This window comes from Micromonospora sp. CNZ286, from assembly GCF_014207755.1.
In genome coordinates, this window is the sequence record NZ_JACHIZ010000001.1 from 1,112,873 (window position 1) to 1,128,495 (window position 15,623).

General features: G+C 72.7%; 13 protein-coding genes. 4 read left to right on the top strand and 9 right to left on the bottom strand.

All coding sequences use genetic code 11. The features are described 5' to 3' along the window. Positions 1–37: 37 nt before the first annotated feature. The 3 genes from FHX31_RS05355 to FHX31_RS05365 form a co-directional block, all read right to left on the bottom strand. Positions 38–982 (bottom strand): beta-ketoacyl-ACP synthase III, encoded by a 945-nt coding sequence (locus FHX31_RS05355; RefSeq protein ID WP_013287838.1) that lies wholly within the window; start codon positions 980–982, stop codon positions 38–40. Beyond that, a complete protein-coding gene (locus tag FHX31_RS05360; RefSeq protein WP_184975315.1) occupies positions 983–2,152 on the bottom strand; it encodes an acyltransferase domain-containing protein in 1,170 nt (389 codons plus the stop codon). It lies immediately after the preceding gene. A gap of 97 nt (positions 2,153–2,249) precedes the next feature. Next, positions 2,250–3,524 carry a PucR family transcriptional regulator gene (locus tag FHX31_RS05365; protein WP_269635915.1) on the bottom strand — a complete coding sequence of 425 codons (1,275 nt, stop codon included), beginning with the start codon at positions 3,522–3,524 and terminating at the stop codon, positions 2,250–2,252. Between the two features lie 105 nt (positions 3,525–3,629). Between FHX31_RS05365 and FHX31_RS05370 the strand changes: the two genes are divergently transcribed. Continuing rightward, positions 3,630–3,959 (top strand): hypothetical protein, encoded by a 330-nt coding sequence (locus FHX31_RS05370; RefSeq protein ID WP_013475622.1) that lies wholly within the window; start codon positions 3,630–3,632, stop codon positions 3,957–3,959. Positions 3,960–4,014: 55 nt separating this feature from the next. On the opposite strand, the gene FHX31_RS05375 is transcribed toward FHX31_RS05370, so the two are convergent. Next, positions 4,015–4,677, bottom strand: coding sequence for a hypothetical protein (locus FHX31_RS05375; protein ID WP_013475623.1), 663 nt, complete (start codon positions 4,675–4,677; stop codon positions 4,015–4,017). 192 nt (positions 4,678–4,869) lie between these two features. On the opposite strand from FHX31_RS05375, the gene FHX31_RS05380 reads away from it, so the two are divergent. Then, positions 4,870–5,472, top strand: a complete 603-nt coding sequence (locus tag FHX31_RS05380; RefSeq protein ID WP_013475624.1) for a copper resistance CopC family protein — start codon at positions 4,870–4,872, stop codon at positions 5,470–5,472. Between the two features lie 169 nt (positions 5,473–5,641). Here the strand turns inward: FHX31_RS05380 and gltX are convergent, their stop codons facing one another. The 3 genes from gltX to FHX31_RS05395 are packed head-to-tail and all read right to left on the bottom strand — an operon-like array spanning position 5,642 to position 9,688. Further along, a complete protein-coding gene (gene gltX, locus FHX31_RS05385) occupies positions 5,642–7,051 on the bottom strand; it encodes a glutamate--tRNA ligase (RefSeq protein WP_030271635.1) in 1,410 nt (469 codons plus the stop codon). Positions 7,052–7,100: 49 nt separating this feature from the next. Continuing rightward, the gene (locus FHX31_RS05390; protein WP_184975318.1) at positions 7,101–8,378 is read right to left on the bottom strand and encodes an MFS transporter; all 1,278 of its coding nucleotides are present in this window, start codon (positions 8,376–8,378) and stop codon (positions 7,101–7,103) included. After that, entirely contained in the window at positions 8,375–9,688 is a 1,314-nt protein-coding gene (locus tag FHX31_RS05395; protein ID WP_184977749.1) for a GH1 family beta-glucosidase, read from the bottom strand. The genes FHX31_RS05390 and FHX31_RS05395 overlap by 4 nt, the downstream gene beginning before the upstream one ends. Positions 9,689–9,890: 202 nt before the next feature. Here FHX31_RS05395 and FHX31_RS05400 point away from each other — a divergent pair, with 202 nt between their 5' ends. Continuing rightward, positions 9,891–10,337, top strand: a complete 447-nt coding sequence (locus FHX31_RS05400; protein WP_013287829.1) for an SRPBCC family protein — start codon at positions 9,891–9,893, stop codon at positions 10,335–10,337. 138 nt (positions 10,338–10,475) lie between these two features. Here the strand turns inward: FHX31_RS05400 and aceE are convergent, their stop codons facing one another. Further along, the gene (gene aceE, locus FHX31_RS05405; RefSeq protein WP_030271632.1) at positions 10,476–13,220 is read right to left on the bottom strand and encodes a pyruvate dehydrogenase (acetyl-transferring), homodimeric type; all 2,745 of its coding nucleotides are present in this window, start codon (positions 13,218–13,220) and stop codon (positions 10,476–10,478) included. Positions 13,221–13,409: 189 nt separating this feature from the next. On the opposite strand from aceE, the gene FHX31_RS05410 reads away from it, so the two are divergent. Beyond that, positions 13,410–13,814 (top strand): secondary thiamine-phosphate synthase enzyme YjbQ, encoded by a 405-nt coding sequence (locus tag FHX31_RS05410; protein WP_030271630.1) that lies wholly within the window; start codon positions 13,410–13,412, stop codon positions 13,812–13,814. 41 nt (positions 13,815–13,855) lie between these two features. On the opposite strand, the gene FHX31_RS05415 is transcribed toward FHX31_RS05410, so the two are convergent. Then, entirely contained in the window at positions 13,856–15,499 is a 1,644-nt protein-coding gene (locus FHX31_RS05415) for an alkaline phosphatase D family protein (RefSeq protein WP_013475627.1), read from the bottom strand. Positions 15,500–15,623: the final 124 nt, after the last annotated feature.

Below are 15,623 nucleotides of genomic sequence, written 5' to 3' on the forward strand. Positions count from 1 at the left end.
GGTCACACACCTCGGCGCGTTCGCGCCCGAGGGGGTCTCAGGGGCAGCGCACGACCTGACCGGCGTAGGTCAGGCCGCCGCCGAAACCGAACAGCAGCACCGGGGCGCCCGAGGGCACCTCCCGCCGCTCGACCAGCTTCGACAGGGCCAGCGGGATGCTCGCCGCCGACGTGTTGCCGGACTCGACGATGTCCTTGGCGATGATCGCGTCCGGGATGTTCAGCCGCTTGGCGATGCCGTCGATGATCCGGGCGTTGGCCTGGTGCGGCACGAACGCGGCCAGCTCCGACGGGTCCACCCCGGCGCGCTCGCACGCCTGGAGCGCGAGCGGGGCCAGCGCGGTGGTGGCCCACCGGAACACCGACTGCCCCTCCTGGGTGATGTACGGCTGCCAGCCCTCGATCCGGACCGCGTCGCTCTTCTCCGGCGCGGAGCCCCAGACCACCGGCCCGATCCCGGCCGGCTCGTCGTCGGCGGTCGCGCTGACCACCGCCGCCCCGGCGCCGTCGGCGAAGATGATGCAGGTCGAGCGGTCGGTCCAGTCGGTGAAGTCGGAGAGCTTCTCCGCGCCGATGACGATCGCGTTGCGCGCCGCGCCGGCCCGGATCGCGTGGTCCACGGTGCCCAGCGCGTACGCGAAACCGGAGCAGGCGGTGTTGAGGTCGTACGCCCCGGGCGCGTTGATGCCCAGCTTGGCCGCGACCCGGCAGGCCACGTTGGGGCTGCGGTCCACGGACGTGCAGGTCGCCACCACGACCAGGTCGATGTCGGCGGCGGTCAGCCCGGCGTTGGCGAGCGCCTTGCCGGCGGCGGCGGTGGCCATGTCGGCCACCGTCTCGTCGCCCGCGATCCGCCGGGTGACGATGCCGACCCGGTCCCGGATCCACTCGTCGTTGGTGTCGACCATCTGGGCGATCTCGTCGTTCGTGACGACGCGGGAGGGCTGGTAGTGCCCCATCGCGACGATCCGGCTGCCGGCCATTTAGTGCGTTCCTCCGATACGGACGAGGGGCTGGCCCGGTGCGACCGGGTCGTCGTGGTGTGCGAGCCACTCGACGAGCGGCCCGTTGTCGTGCGCGGTCACCTCGACCGGCCCCCGGCCCGTGGTGACGTGGCCGAGGACCTGTCCGGCGCGTACCCCGGCGCCCTCGGCCGGTCCGGCCGACCGGTCGAGGCGGCCGGCGGCGGGGGAGACGACCACCCGGAACGACGGCGCGGTCGGCCGGGCGGCGGGACCGGCGTGCCGGGCGATCAGGCGGCGCGCGGCGGGCAGGTCGGCCGGCGTGTTCAGGGTGACGATCTCGGGCGCGCCCTCGCCCTTGAGCTCCCGCTTGACCAGCCCGGCCAGGGTGCCGGCCGGCGGCAGCTCGATCACGCCGGTGACGCCGAGGTCGGCCAGCGTACGCATGCACAGGTCCCAGCGGACCGGAGCGGTCACCTGCCGGACCAGCCGGCGTACCGTCTCGGGGCCGTGCCCGACCGGTGCGCCGTCGAGGTTGGACAGCAGGATCCGGGCCGGGGCGGAGGCCGGGACACCGGCGGCGACCGCGGCGAGCGCGGTCTCGGCCGGCGCCATGTACGGCGTGTGGAACGCGCCCGCCACCTGGAGCCGGATGACCCGGGTGCGGGTCGGCGGCTCGGCGGCGAGCCTGTCCAGCGCGTCGACAGCGCCGGCGGCCACGATCTGACCGGCGCCGTTGCGGTTGGCCGGGTGCAGCCCGTGCGCCGTCAGCGCGGCGAGCACCTCGTCCGGGTCGCCGCCGAGCACGGCGGCCATCCCGGTCGGCTCCAGCGCGCAGGCGGCGGCCATCTCCCGCCCGCGTACGCCGGCGAGCGTCACGGCGGCCTCGGCCGGCAGCACCCCGGCCAGCGCGGCGGCACCCAGCTCGCCGACGCTGTGCCCGGCGACCAGCCCGACGTCGTGCATCGGCAGGTGCTCGGCGGCGAGCAGCGCGGCGGCGACCAGCAGCGGCTGGGTACGGGCGGTGTCCTTGATCTCGTCCGCGTCCGCCCGGGTGCCCAGGTGGATCAGGTCCACCCCGGCCAGCGCCGACCACCAGCGCAGACGCGCCTCGGCGCCGGGGAGGTCGAGCCACGGCGCGAGGAAGCCGGGCTTCTGCGAACCCTGTCCGGGAGAGAGTACGGCGAGCACGTGTACGACTCTGACGGATACCGGCGTGCCGCGCTGTAACGTACGGCACCAAACCGCACTAGAACCTTTAGAGGAATCCTACAAAGATTGTCGGCGATCATCGCCGGTCGGAGACCGTCGGCACCACCGGGTCGAGGCGTCCCACTGTCAGCGCGACCTGCAACGCGAACGCGTCGCGCGGGGCCAGCGGCGAGAATCCGGTCACCTCGGCGATCCGCTTCAGCCGGTAGCGCACGGTGTTCGGGTGCACGAACAGCGCCCGGGCCGCGCTCTCCAGCGTGCCGCCGGCGGCGAAGAACGCGTCGAGCGTCTCCAGCAGCTCGCCGCCGGAGCGGGCCAGTGCCGCGTACACGTCGTGGCGCAACCGGCGGCGGGCCTCGGTGTCACCGGCCAGCGCGCGTTCCGGAAGCAGCTCGTCGGCGGCGACCGGGCACGGCGCGGTCGGCCAGGCCGGCGCGGCCCGGAACCCGGCCAGCGCGGCCCGCGCCGACTCGGTGGCCTCGTCCAGGCTGGGCACCGCCGGCCCGACCACCACCGGCCCCTCACCGAAGGCGGTACGCAGCTTCTCCGTGGCCGCCACCGGATCGGCAGCCCCGCCCAGCACGATGACCAGGCGGTCGCCGTGCACGCCGCCGATCACCTCGACGCCGATCCGCCGGGCCTGCCGGTAGACGGTGTGCAGCACGGCTGCCACCTCACCGCCGGGGGAGCGGCCCACCGCCACCGCCACCGGCGGCGCGTCCGTCCAGCCCAGCGCGGCGGCGCGGCTGGCCAGCACGTCCGGGGAGTCGCCCCGCAGCAGCGCGTCGACCAGCAGCGCCTGCAACCGGGCGTCCCAGGAGCCGCGGCTCTCGGCGGCCCGGGCGTAGACCCGCGCGGCGGCGAACGCGATCTCCCGGGAGAAGCGCAGCACCGCCTCCCGCAGCGACTGCTCCTCGCCCGGTACGGCCAGCTCCGACACCTGCTCCTCGACCACGTCGATGGTCACCTTGATCAGCGCCACGGTCTGCTGGAGGCTGATCGAGCGGGCCAGCGCCTGCGGTGCGGCGGCGAAGACCTCGTCCGACACCTCCTGGGTGCGGTCGGTCGCGCCGCCGCCCTGCCGCAGCCACAGCACCAGCGAGCGCACGCCGGCCTGGGCGACGAGCATGACCCAGGAGCGCTGGTCGGCGGGCAGCTCACGGAACCACGGCAGCGTCTCGTCCATCCGCGCCACGCTGGCGGTGGCCAGGCCGCCCGCCGCCCGCTCGATGCGACGCAGCGTCGCCGACGTCTCCGTTCCGCCCGGTTCGCTCACCGCACCAGCCTGACACGGCGTGACCAGCGGATCCACTTCGAGGTGACGCCCTCGCCGCGGCGTGACGATCTCCACCGGTACGCGCTGACGATCTCGTCCGGCCGGGCCAGTACGGTGTCAGGGCACGCCGGGCCAGACTCCGGCCGGGCGGGCGAGGGCGACGCGTGAGGGGGGCCGGGGATGGCGCAGGGGGAGGCCGAGCACGGTTGCGCCCAGGGTGAGGCCTGCCGGCGGGGTCACGACCAGCCGGCGACTGCCACGCATCCGCGCCGGCCGTGCCTGAACCACCAGGGGGAGCAGCCGGCCGGCCGGGTGCCGGAGCGTGCCGAGGACGAGCCGGGCGTGCCCCGGCAGCGGGCGGCGGAGCCGGCGCACCTGGCCGACGACGAGCCGGCCGACCGGAGCTGCCGCAGCGACCTGTCGGGCTGGGCGGGAGCCCACCGTCACGGCGCGGTACGCCCGCGCAACCGCACCACACGCCGGGAGCGCCCGCCGCGCCGCTGGTGCTGACGCGCCGCCTGCCGGGCTGACCGGGTGCGGCCGGGCTCAGCGGGTGCGGCCGGGCTCAGCGGGTGCGGCGGCGGACCAGCAGCGCGATGCCGGCCAGCCCGGCGGTGATGACGAGCACGATGCCCACGTTGAGCAGCAGCAGCCGCTGGAGCTCGCCGAGCGCGGTGTCGATGTTCTGCACCGGGTCGAGCGCCTCCTCCGGAAGCACCCGCTCGCCGCCGCCGACGCCTCCAGCGAGCGTGTCGAACTGCGCCGGCATCGGCACGCCGACCGAGCGCAGCGTCTCGGGCATGTTGAGCCGCCCGAAGAACCAGCCGGCCCGGGTGCTGCTCAGGTCCGGCTGCTTGCCCGGCCGGTAGATCCGGGGACCGCCCTTGGCCAGCGGGAACAGGTCGTAGGTGCGCTGCGGGCCGGCGGCGGCGAGCACCACCACCGTGTACTTCGGACCGAGATCCTTCGCGGCCGGGCCGCGCAGCTGGCCGGTCGTGCCCAGCCACTTGACCTGGTCGATCACCAGGTTGACCTCGTTCGGGCTGGTGTCGGCGCGCAGTTTCAGCGGCGCGTCGAGCCGCTCGCCGCTGATGTCGACACCGGTCGGGGCCGGCTTCGGCTTGGGCGCCGCCTGCGCCGCCGCGGTGCCGGTCAGGGCCAGCGCGCACGCCAGGGCCGCCACGCTCCCGGTCACGGCGACCAGCAGCCGTTTCACCCTTCGGATCATCGCCGCCTCCTCGCCCCGTTCGATGGCTGGCTTCCGCTGCAGGTCACACTGGACCGGTGTCCACCACAAAGACTCCGCAGAACGGCGCTCGGTTGCAGCTGGTGGAAGAGTATTTGGAACTATCTGCGAGCTGAGACCGACCAATGAGCGGTCGATGATCATCGGCCGGATCCTACCCGGACGGAGGGAACCATGGGGGGCAGGGTCGCCCGTGTGGCGCGTACCTGGGCGGTGGTGCTCGGGGTGGTCGCGGCGTTCGCGCTGCTGTCGGCCGCGCCCGCCGCCGCGCACAACTCGCTGACCGGCAGTGATCCGCGCGACGGGGCCCGGCTGGCCGCCGCGCCGGAGCGGATCGAGCTGCGGTTCCTCGCCACGCCGAAGGAGGCGACGACCGAGGTCACAGTCACCGGCCCGGACAACGTGGCCGCTACCGGCGGCGCGCCGACGTTCTCCGGCAAGCGCGTGATCGTGCCGTTCCGGCCGGGCGCGGCCGGCCTCTACATCGTGACCTACCGGCTGGCCTCCGACGACGGCCACCCGATCAAGGGGGAGGTCCGGTTCACCCTGACCACCGGCACCCCGGCCGAGTCGCCGTCGGCGACGGTGCCGCCCGCCAGCGCCGCCCCCGCCACTTCCGCCGCTCTGCCCACCAGCGCGGTGCCGAGCCCCACCCCGGCCGCCGCCGGGGCGGACGATGACGGGGGTACGGGCTGGCTGTGGGCGGCCGGCACGGTGGTGGTGCTCGCGGCGCTGGGCGGCGGGCTGCTGCTGCGCCGCCGGGCCACCCGCCGGTGATCGTGGCCAGTGCGCGGGACCACTCTGCGTGACACTGCCGGCGCAATGATCGCCGAAAACATGTATGCCTCTGAGTCATAATTATGACTCAGAGGCATACCGGCCAATAGAGGAACCGCTTTCTGGCCACGACACGCCCGAGCGTCGGGAACGGGCGCCGTGCCGCGGCTCAGACCAGGCGTACGCGTGCGGCGCGCAGCCGGGTCAGCGTACGGTCGCGGCCGAGCACCTCCAGCGACTCGAACAGCGGCAGGCCCACGGTGCGTCCGGTGACCGCGACGCGTACCGGCGCCTGCGCCTTGCCGAGCTTCAGCCCGCGCTCCGCGCCGACCGCCTCCAGCGTGGCCTTCAGCGACTCGGCGTCCCAGGACTCCAGCGCCTCGAACGCCACGATCGCCGCGTCCAGCAGGTCGGCGGCGCCCTCCTTCATGGCCTTGGCCCATGCCGCCTCGTCGATCAGCGGGTCGGCCAGGAACAGGAAGTCGACGTTCGGCACGATCTCGCTGAGCACCGCGATCCGGGTCTGCGCCAGCGGGGCCACCGCCGCGAACGCGGCCGGGTCGAACTCGTCGGGCTGCCACGGCGGCGGGGCGATGGTCTCGGTGCCGGTGAGCCACGGCCGGCACGCCTCGACGAAGTCCTCCACCGGCAGCGCCCGGATGTAGTCGCCGTTGAACGCGCGCAGCTTCTTCTCGTCGAAGAACGCCGGGGACGGGTTCACCTCGTCCAGCCGGAACTCCTCCTCGATCACCGACCAGGGCACGATCTCCCGGTCGCCCGACGGCGCCCAGCCCAGCAGCATCAGGTAGTTGCGCATCGCGTCGGCGAGGTAGCCCTCGTCCCGGTACGCCTCCAGCGCGACCTTGTCCCGCCGCTTGGACAGCTTCTGCCGCTTCTCGTTCACCACCACCGGCACGTGCGCCCAGATCGGCGGCTTGACGCCGAGCGCGTCCCACAGCAGCTGCTGCTTCGGGGTGTTCGGCAGGTGCTCCTCGGCCCGGATCACGTGGGTGATGCCCATGCTCATGTCGTCGACCACGTTCGCCAGCAGGAACACCGGGGAGCCGTCGCCACGGGCGATGACGAAGTCCTCGATCAGCTTGTTCTCGAACGTCGGCTCGCCGCGGACCAGGTCGACCACCACTGTCTCGCCCTCGTCCGGCGTCCGGAAACGCAGTGCCCGTCCCTCGCCCGGCTCCAGGCCGCGGTCCCGGCAGAAGCCGTCGTAGCCGCGCTGCTGCGGGCCGGTACGCGCCTGCACGTCCTCGCGGGTGCAGTCGCAGTAGTAGGCCCGGCCGCCCTCGTACAGCCGCTGCGCGGCGGCCCGGTGCTCGCCCGCGTACGAGGACTGGAAGTACGGGCCCTCGTAGCTGCCCCGGGCGATGCCGATCCAGTCGAGCGCGGACAGGATGCCCTCGGTCCACTCGGGCCGATTGCGTGCCGCGTCGGTGTCCTCGATGCGCAGCACGAACACCCCGCCCTGCTGCTTGGCGAAGATCCAGTTCTGCAGCGCCGAACGGGCGCCGCCGACGTGGAACATACCGGTCGGGGAAGGGGCGAAGCGTACACGTACCGTCACGCCCCCCAGCCTACGGCGGACCGCGAGGGGTTTCCGGCAGGGGGCCGGGTCAGGGCACCGACTTGATCTTCACGACCAGGGCGCTGCCGAGCAGGGTGACTGCCGCGGTGACCGCGTACAGCGTCGGGTAGCCGCCGAGGTGCACGACGATCGGCGCGGACAGCGCCGGACCGAGCACCTGCGGCGCCGAGTTGGCGATGTTGATCACGCCGAGGTCCTTGGCCCGGTCGGTCGCGGCGGGCAGCACCTGGGTGATCAGGGCCGCGTCCACCGACAGGTAGACGCCGTAGCCCGCGCCGAGCAGCAGCGCCGCGACGATCGCCATCGGCCAGGTGGGCGCCGCCGCCAGCAGCACCGCCGCCACCGCCATGATCAGCCCGGAGGTGATCACGAAGACCTTGCGCCGGCCGGAGCGGTCGGACATGCGCCCGGCGACCACCGCGGTGAGCATCATGCCCAGCGTGTAGAGCAGGATCAGCACCAGCAGGGAGCCCTCGGGGTCGGCCACCCGTACCCCGTCGGTGAGGAAGTAGAGCAGGTAGAGCGTGCCCAGCGCGTTTCCGGTCTGCACCAGGAACCGGGTGAACCAGGCCCAGGCGAAGTCGGGGTGGCGGCGCGGGCTGATCCACATCGAGGCGAACAGCGAGCGCAGCCGCAGCGGTGAGCGGTGCTCCCGGGGCAGGTGGTCGTCCTGGGTCAGCAGCGCGAACGGCAGCGACAGCAGCAGCACGGCGAGCGCGATCGCCGCGTACCCGGCCGCGTTTCCGGTGACCACGGCGGTGACCAGCACCGCGCCGAGCACCAGACCCAGCGCCTGCGGGATGCCCACCCAGCCGGACACGCCGCCGCGCTGCGCCACCGGCACGCGGTCCGGGATCGCGGCGGTGAGGCTGGCCAGCATCGCGTTGAAGCAGACCTGCGCTGCGACCCAGGCCATCGCCACCCCGGCGATGGTGTTCTGCCGGGCCAGCAGCACCAGGGCGAGCGCGCCGATGACCGCGCCGAGCGCGGTCCAGACGTGGCGGCGGCCGAAGTGCCGGTTGGCCAGCCGCAGCGAGGTGCGGTCGGACAGCGCCCCGGCGAGCGGGTTCGCCAGCACCGCGGCGAGCGCGCCGATGCCGGTGACCACCGCCAGCATGGCCTCCTTGTCGGCCGGGGCGATCCGTTCCACCTGCTGCGGCAGCAGCACCTGGATCGGGGTGAAGAACGCCATCCAGACGCCCAGGTTGGCCGCGAAGATCAGCGCCATCCAGCTCCGCCGTACCGGGACGGTCGGCTCGGCGAGCGCCGCCGGCAGCGAGGCCGGCGTCGGGTTCACAGTGGTCACCGCCGGACCAGATCCCGGAACCAGGTGTACGACGACTTCGGCGTCCGCCGCTGGGTGTCGAAGTCGACATGCACCAGGCCGAACCGCTTGGTGAAGCCCTCGGCCCACTCCCAGTTGTCCAGCAGCGACCAGACGAAGTACCCGGTCACCGGCACGCCCCCGGCCATCGCCTCGCGCACCGCGCGGATGTGCCCGTCCAGGTACGCGATCCGCTCCGGGTCGTGCACCCGGCCGTCGGCGTCCGGCGCGTCGTCGTACGCGCAGCCGCTCTCGGTGACCTGGATCGGCGGCAGCGCGTCGCCGTACCGCTCGTGCAGGAGGAGCAGCAGCTCGCGCAGCCCGCCCGGGGCCACCGGCCAGTCGAACGCGGTACGCGGGTAGCCGTCCAGTGGCACGATCTCGAACGGCAGCGGCGAGTCCGCCTCCGGCGCCCGGATGCCGGTCGGGTTGTAGTAGTTGACGCCGAGGACGTCGATCGGGGCGGCGATGACGTCCAGGTCGCCGTCGCGCACCACTGCGGGGTCGGGGCCGAGCGCGTCCGGGTAGCCGCGTCCGAGCAGCGGATCGGTGAACAGGCGGTTGTGCAGCGCGTCGTACGCCGCGGCGGCGGCCCGGTCCGCGTCGGTGTCGCCGGCCAGGCGCACCGGGGAGTAGTTGTTGGCGATCGCCACCGGGGACGTGCTGCGGGCGCGCAGCGCGGCGACCGCGAGGCCGTGCCCGAGGAGCTGGTGGTGGGCCACCGGGAACGCGTCGAACAGCAGCGTGCGGCCCGGCGCGTGCTCGCCCATGCCGTGGCCGAGGCTCATGTGGATGAACGGCTCGTTGAGCGTGATCCAGAGCTTCACCCGGTCGCCGAGGCGGGCCGCGGTCAGGTCGGCGTACTCGGCGAAGCGGGCGGCGGTGTCCCGGTTGAGCCAGCCGCCGGCGTCCTCCAGTGCCTGCGGCAGGTCCCAGTGGAACAGCGTGGCGACCGGGTCCACACCGGCGGCGAGCAGTCCGTCCACCAGCCGGTCGTAGAAGTCCAGCCCGGCGGCGTTCGCCGGGCCGGTGCCCGCCGGCTGGATCCGGGGCCAGGCGATCGAGAACCGGTACGCGGACACCCCCAGCCCGGCCAGCAGCGCGGTGTCCTCGGCGTACCTGTGGTAGTGGTCGCACGCCTGGTCGCCGGTGCTGCCGTCGGCGATCCGGCCGGGGGAGTGGGCGAACGTGTCCCAGATGGACGGACCACGCCCGTCGACTGTGGTCGCACCCTCGATCTGGTACGCGGAGGTGGAGACCCCCCAGCGGAAGCCGGCGGGGAACTCGGGCATCGGCGCGGTCGTCAAGTCACCCTCCAGGAACGTGAAGCGTGCTCGCGACTCTAGGGCTCTGCGGACCGACGCGCCATAGGCCGAGATGACTGGGTGGCGCAAGGGAGTTCGGCGTGTCTTTTCCGAACCCGTCCGCTTAAGTCCGATTTACACATAGAGTGCCAAATATCGCGGATGTGATTTAAGTGGGGGAAAGATACTCATGATCCTCGTGGAACGAAGCGCGCACGTGGCGGCGCCGGTGGATGTGGTCTGGGACGTCGTGCAGCGCGCCGAGCAGCTGCCGGCCTGGCTGGCGGGAGTCCGCGCGGCCGAGGTCCTGTCCGGGGAGGGATTCGGGCGGCGGCAGCTGGTCCAGGCCGGACGCGGCGCCGCGCACGAGGCCGAGGTGATCGCCTTCCAGGAGCCGACCCTGATCGGCTGGCGCGAACGCGCGAAGGGCGCCGGCGCCCGGGCCGAGGCGCGCACCGAGATCTACGTCCAGCTGACCCCGGACGAGGAGGGTGGCGGCACCGTCGTACGCCTGATCGTTGTGCGGTGGCCCGCCGGACCCGTCAAGGCGGCCCTGCTCCGGCTCGGCCTGCGCCGGGTCGGCGCCGACCTGGAGGACTCGCTGGCCCGGCTGACCGACCTGGCCGCCGTCGGCTGACCGAGCCCGTCCCGGCGTCGCCCGCGATGGTGACGGCCCGGCGTTCCCGCCAGGGACGCCGGGCCGTCGTCGTCTGTGCCCGAGGTGTTAAGAAGGGGCCCCTCCTCTACCGGAGGCGTTAAGAAGGGGCCCTTCCTTTCAGCTGTCGCCGCCGGTCTCGCCGACCGGGGCGGCGTTGACGTCGTCCAGCGCGTACTTGCGGGCCGCGTCGGCCGGCACGTGCGCCGGCACCACGCCGCGCAGCGCGAGCTGGCGCAGCGTGGCGACCGCTACCGACTCGGCGTCCACGTGGAAGTGGCGGCGCAGCGCGTGCCGGGTGTCCGACATGCCGAAGCCGTCGGTGCCGAGCGAGGTGTAGTCCCCGGGTACCCAGCGCGCGATCAGGTCCGGCACCGCGCGCATCCAGTCGCTCACAGCGACCTTCGGCCCGTCGGCGTCGGCCAGCTTCCGCGCGATGTACGGCACGCGCGGCTCCTCGCCCGGGTTGAGCAGGTTGTGCTCCTCGCACTCCACCGCGTCGCGGCGCAGCTCGGTCCAGGACGTCACCGACCACACGTCGGCGGACACGCCCCAGTCCTCGGCGAGCAGCTGCTGGGCCTTGAGCGCCCACTGCATGCCGGTGCCGGAGGCGAGGATGTTCGCCTTCGGCGCGTCGTCACCGACCTGCGGCGCGGGGGAGTAGCGGTGGATGCCCTTGAGGATGCCCTCGACGTCCACGCCCTCCGGCTCGGCCGGCTGGAAGATCGGCTCGTTGTAGATGGTGAGGTAGTAGAAGATGTTCTCCGGCGCCTCGCCGTACATCCGGTGCAGGCCGTTCTCCACGATGTGCGCCAGCTCGAAGGCGAACGCCGCGTCGTAGGAGACCACCGCCGGGTTGGTGGCGGCGAGCAGCAGCGAGTGGCCGTCCTCGTGCTGGAGGCCCTCACCGTTGAGCGTGGTCCGGCCGGCTGTCGCGCCGAGCACGAAGCCCCGCGCCATCTGGTCCGCCGCCGCCCAGAACCCGTCGCCCGTGCGCTGGAAGCCGAACATCGAGTAGAAGATGTACAGCGGGATCATCGGCTCGCCGTGGGTGGCGTACGCCGTGCCCGCGGCCGTGAACGAGGCCACCGAACCGGCCTCGTTGATCCCCTCGTGCAGGATCTGGCCGGTGGTCGACTCCTTGTAGGACAGGAACAGCTCCCGGTCCACCGAGGTGTAGCGCTGGCCGTGCGGCGAGTAGATCTTCTGGGTCGGGAACAGCGAGTCCATACCGAAGGTACGGGCCTCGTCCGGGATGATCGGCACCCAGCGCTTGCCGAACTCCTTGTCCTTCATGATGTCCTTGAGCAGGCGGACGAACGCCATCGTGGTGGCGACCTTCTGCTTGCCCGACCCGCGCTTGACGTCGGAGAACCGCTCGGTGCCCGGGATGGCCAGCGTCTTGCGCGCGGTGCTGCGCGTGGGCAGGTAGCCGCCGAGCTGCTGACGCCGGTCCTTCAGGTACGCGATCTCGTCGGACTTCTCGCCCGGGGTGTAGTACGGCGGGAGGTACGGGTTCTCCTCCAGCTGCTTGTCCGGGATGTCCAGGTAGAGGCGGTCGCGGAAGAGCTTCAGGTCCTCCAGCGTCAGCTTCTTCATCTGGTGGGTGGCGTTGCGGCCCTCGAAGTGCGAGCCGAGCGTCCAGCCCTTGATCGTCTTGGCGAGGATCACCGTCGGCTGGCCGGTGTGCTCCATCGCCGCCTTGTAGGCCGCGTAGAGCTTGCGGTAGTCGTGGCCACCCCGCTTGAGGTTCCAGATCTCGTCGTCGGACAGGTGCTCGACCATCTTGCGGGTCCGCGGGTCGCGGCCGAAGAAGTGCTCCCGCACGTACGAACCGGACTCCGCCTTGTAGGTCTGGTAGTCACCGTCGGGCGTGGTGTTCATCAGGTTGACCAGCGCGCCGTCGGTGTCCGCGGCGAGCAGCGGATCCCACTCGCGGCCCCAGACCACCTTGATGACGTTCCAGCCGGCGCCCCGGAAGAACGCCTCCAGCTCCTGCATGACCTTGCCGTTGCCGCGGACCGGTCCGTCCAGGCGCTGGAGGTTGCAGTTGATCACGAAGGTGAGGTTGTCCAGCTCCTCGCGGGCGGCCACGCCGATCGCGCCGAGCGACTCGACCTCGTCCATCTCACCGTCGCCGAGGAACGCCCAGACGTGCTGCTGGGAGGTGTCCTTGATGCCGCGGTGGTGCAGGTAGCGGTTGAACCGCGCCTGGTAGATCGCGTTCAGCGGGCCGAGGCCCATGGAGACGGTGGGGAACTCCCAGAAGTCCGGCATCAGCCGCGGGTGCGGGTACGACGGGAGCCCGCCGCCGGGGTGCGACAGCTCCTGCCGGAAGCCGTCGAGCTGGCTCTCGCTGAGCCGGCCCTCCAGGAACGCCCGCGCGTACATGCCGGGGGAGGCGTGACCCTGGTAGAAGATCTGGTCGCCGCCGCCCGGGTGGTTCTTGCCCCGGAAGAAGTGGTTGAAGCCCACCTCGTAGAGGGACGCCGAGCTGGCGAACGTGGAGATGTGCCCACCGACGCCGATCTCCGGGCGCTGCGCCCGGTGCACCAGCATCGCGGCGTTCCACCTGATGTACGCCCGCAGCCGCCGCTCGACGTGCTCGTCACCCGGGAACCACGGTTCGCGCTCCGGCGGGATCGTGTTGATGTAGTCGGTGGTGGTCAGTGACGGCACCCCGACCTGCCGCTCGCGGGCCCGCTCCAGCAGGCGCAGCATGACGTACCGGGCTCGCTTTGTCCCGCGCTCGTCGATGACACCGTCGAGTGACTCGACCCATTCGCTGGTCTCTTCAGGGTCGATGTCCGGAAGCTGGCTCGGCAGACCAGCGGTGATCACCGGGCGCTTGCGTTCCGTAGCCACAGGCGTTCCCTCGGTTTCGTGTGGGATAGGTCTCTAGCGCCATCCTGCCCCCTGGTGGCGTGTGCCGTCACCTCTCCCACCCCCAGACGCGACGCTGAACACAGGTACCCATCAGTAACTTTGCGCTATCACCGGATGCGCTATCGGCGGGCGGGGCGGTGAACCGGGCACTGCGGCAGAATGCGCCGTATGCGCAGTGAGGTGATCACCGTCCGGACCGGCTCCCGGCCGACCGTCCGGGACATCACGAGCGAGGCCGAGCGGTTCGTGTCCGGGGCCGGCGACGGCCTGCTGCACGTCTTCGTCCCGCACGCCACCGCCGGGCTGGCGATCATCGAGACCGGTGCCGGCTCCGACGACGACCTGCTGCGGGCGCTCGACGACCTGCTCCCCACCGACGACAGGTGGCGGCACCGGCACGGCTCACCCGGGCACGGCCGCGACCACGTGCTGCCGGCGTTCGTGCCGCCGTACGCGACGCTGCCGGTGCTCGGCGGGCGGCTCCAGCTCGGCACCTGGCAGTCGATCTGCCTGGTCGACACCAACGGCGACAACCCCGACCGTCAGGTGCGCTTCTCGTTCCTGGCCGGCTGACCGGCCGGACCGGGCGTGCGACGTCCGGCCCGGCCGCGCCGTCACGGTCGGACCGTCTCCGCCTCCACCGTCTGCCGGCCCTGGTCGACGCCGGGGGCGGCGGTGCGCGCCGCGGCCGGCGGCCGGTCGTGGGTCAGGTTCAGCCCGGGTACGCGGTCCTCGATCACGAACGTGGCCCGGGTGTACGCGGGCGCGTCCGGCCGGCTCACGTACGGCAGCACGTCGAAGTCGGCGGTCAGCTCGGTCGGGGTGATCGTGGTGCGGACGTACCCCCGAAGGTTGTTCTGGAAGCGCAGGTGCGGGTTGAACGCCAGCCACGGGTGCGACCCGGTCGGCGAGTCGGCGCCGTCCCCGGTCGAGGTGATCGACGAGCAGACCAGCTCGCTGCCGACGGTGCGCGAGGTCGGGTCGGCGTAGTCCAGCTTCAGGTCGCTGGCCCAGTGCGCGTGCACGTCGCCGGTGAGCACCACCGGGTTGCGCACCCCGGCGGCCGTCCAGCCCCGGGTGATCCGGTCCCGGGATGCGACGTACCCGTCCCAGGCGTCCATGCTCGTCACCGTCAGCGGACCGGAGTTGTTGTCCCGCTGGGCGAAGAACACCTGCTGGCCGAGCAGGTCCCAGCGGGCCTCGGAACGGCGGAAGCCGTCCAGCAGCCACGCCTCCTGCGCGGCGCCGGTGATCGAGCGGGCCGGGTCGGACGCCTCCGCGCAGCTCTTGTAGCCGTCGCCGCACGCCTGGTCGTCCCGGTACTGCCGGGTGTCGAGCATGTGGAAGGTGGCCAGCCGGCCCCAGCGCACCCGCCGGTAGAGCTGCATGTCGATGCCGCGCGGGATCGAGGTGCGGCGCAGCGGCATGTTCTCGTAGTACGCCTGGAACGCCGCCGCCCGCCGGGCGGGGAAGTCCGGGTCGGGCGCCTCGGGCACCTCGTCGGCCCAGTTGTTCTCCACCTCGTGGTCGTCGAAGACCACCACCCAGGGCGCGACCGCGTGCGCCGCCTGGAGGTCGGTGTCGGTCTTGTACTGGGCGTGCCGCTGCCGGTAGTTCGCCAGCGTCCGGGTCTCCGGGCCCTCGTGGTCACGCGGGTTGCCGCCGGGGACGTTGTACGTGTCCTTGGCGTACTCGTACTGGTAGTCGCCGAGGTGCAGGATCAGCTCCGGCTCGGTCTCGGCCAGCCGCCGGTACGCGGTGAAGTAGCCGTGCTCGTACTGCGAGCAGGAGGCGAAGCCCATGGCGAGCGCGGAGGGCATCGACCACGGCGCCGGGGCGGTGCGGGTGCGCCCGGCCGGGGACGCCCAGCGCTCGGCCCGGAACCGGTAGAAGTACTCCCGTCCGGGCAGCAGGCCGTCCAGTTCGACGTGCACGCTGTGCGCGGACTCCGGCCGGGCCAGCCGTACGCCGCGGCGCACCACGTGCCGGAAGCGCTCGTCGACGGCCACCTCCCAGGACACCGGCACGACCCGCGACGGCATGCCGCCCAGGCCGTCCTCGGCCAGCGGCTCCGGCGCCAGCCGGGTCCAGAGCACGAAGCCCTCGTGGTCCGGGTCGCCGGAGGCCACGCCGAGCGTGAACGGGTCGCGGCGCAGCGGGCCGGGCGACGCGGCGGCCGCGACCGGCAGGCCGGCTGCCGCGCCGGCGGCGCCGAGCGCCGCGCCGCTGAGCAGGATGGTACGTCGGGACAGAGCCACGGTTTTCCTCCCCGGAGTCCGGTTCGTCGACTCCCGGCAGCCTCACGGACGTCGATGGCCGTCAGGTGAAGGGCGGACGACCGGCCGGGAATTTCCGCCGAACAGCGCTTCATGATCGGCAATC

What these genes read in the sequence shown, in the direction of transcription:
- FHX31_RS05355 (WP_013287838.1), bottom strand. Translation starts at nt 982, where the DNA reads ATGGCCGGCAGCCGGATCGTCGCGATGGGGCACTACCAGCCCTCCCGC.
- FHX31_RS05370 (WP_013475622.1), top strand. Translation starts at nt 3,630, where the DNA reads ATGGCGCAGGGGGAGGCCGAGCACGGTTGCGCCCAGGGTGAGGCCTGC.
- FHX31_RS05375 (WP_013475623.1), bottom strand. Translation starts at nt 4,677, where the DNA reads ATGATCCGAAGGGTGAAACGGCTGCTGGTCGCCGTGACCGGGAGCGTG.
- FHX31_RS05380 (WP_013475624.1), top strand. Translation starts at nt 4,870, where the DNA reads ATGGGGGGCAGGGTCGCCCGTGTGGCGCGTACCTGGGCGGTGGTGCTC.
- FHX31_RS05395 (WP_184977749.1), bottom strand. Translation starts at nt 9,688, where the DNA reads ATGCCCGAGTTCCCCGCCGGCTTCCGCTGGGGGGTCTCCACCTCCGCG.
- FHX31_RS05400 (WP_013287829.1), top strand. Translation starts at nt 9,891, where the DNA reads ATGATCCTCGTGGAACGAAGCGCGCACGTGGCGGCGCCGGTGGATGTG.
- FHX31_RS05410 (WP_030271630.1), top strand. Translation starts at nt 13,410, where the DNA reads ATGCGCAGTGAGGTGATCACCGTCCGGACCGGCTCCCGGCCGACCGTC.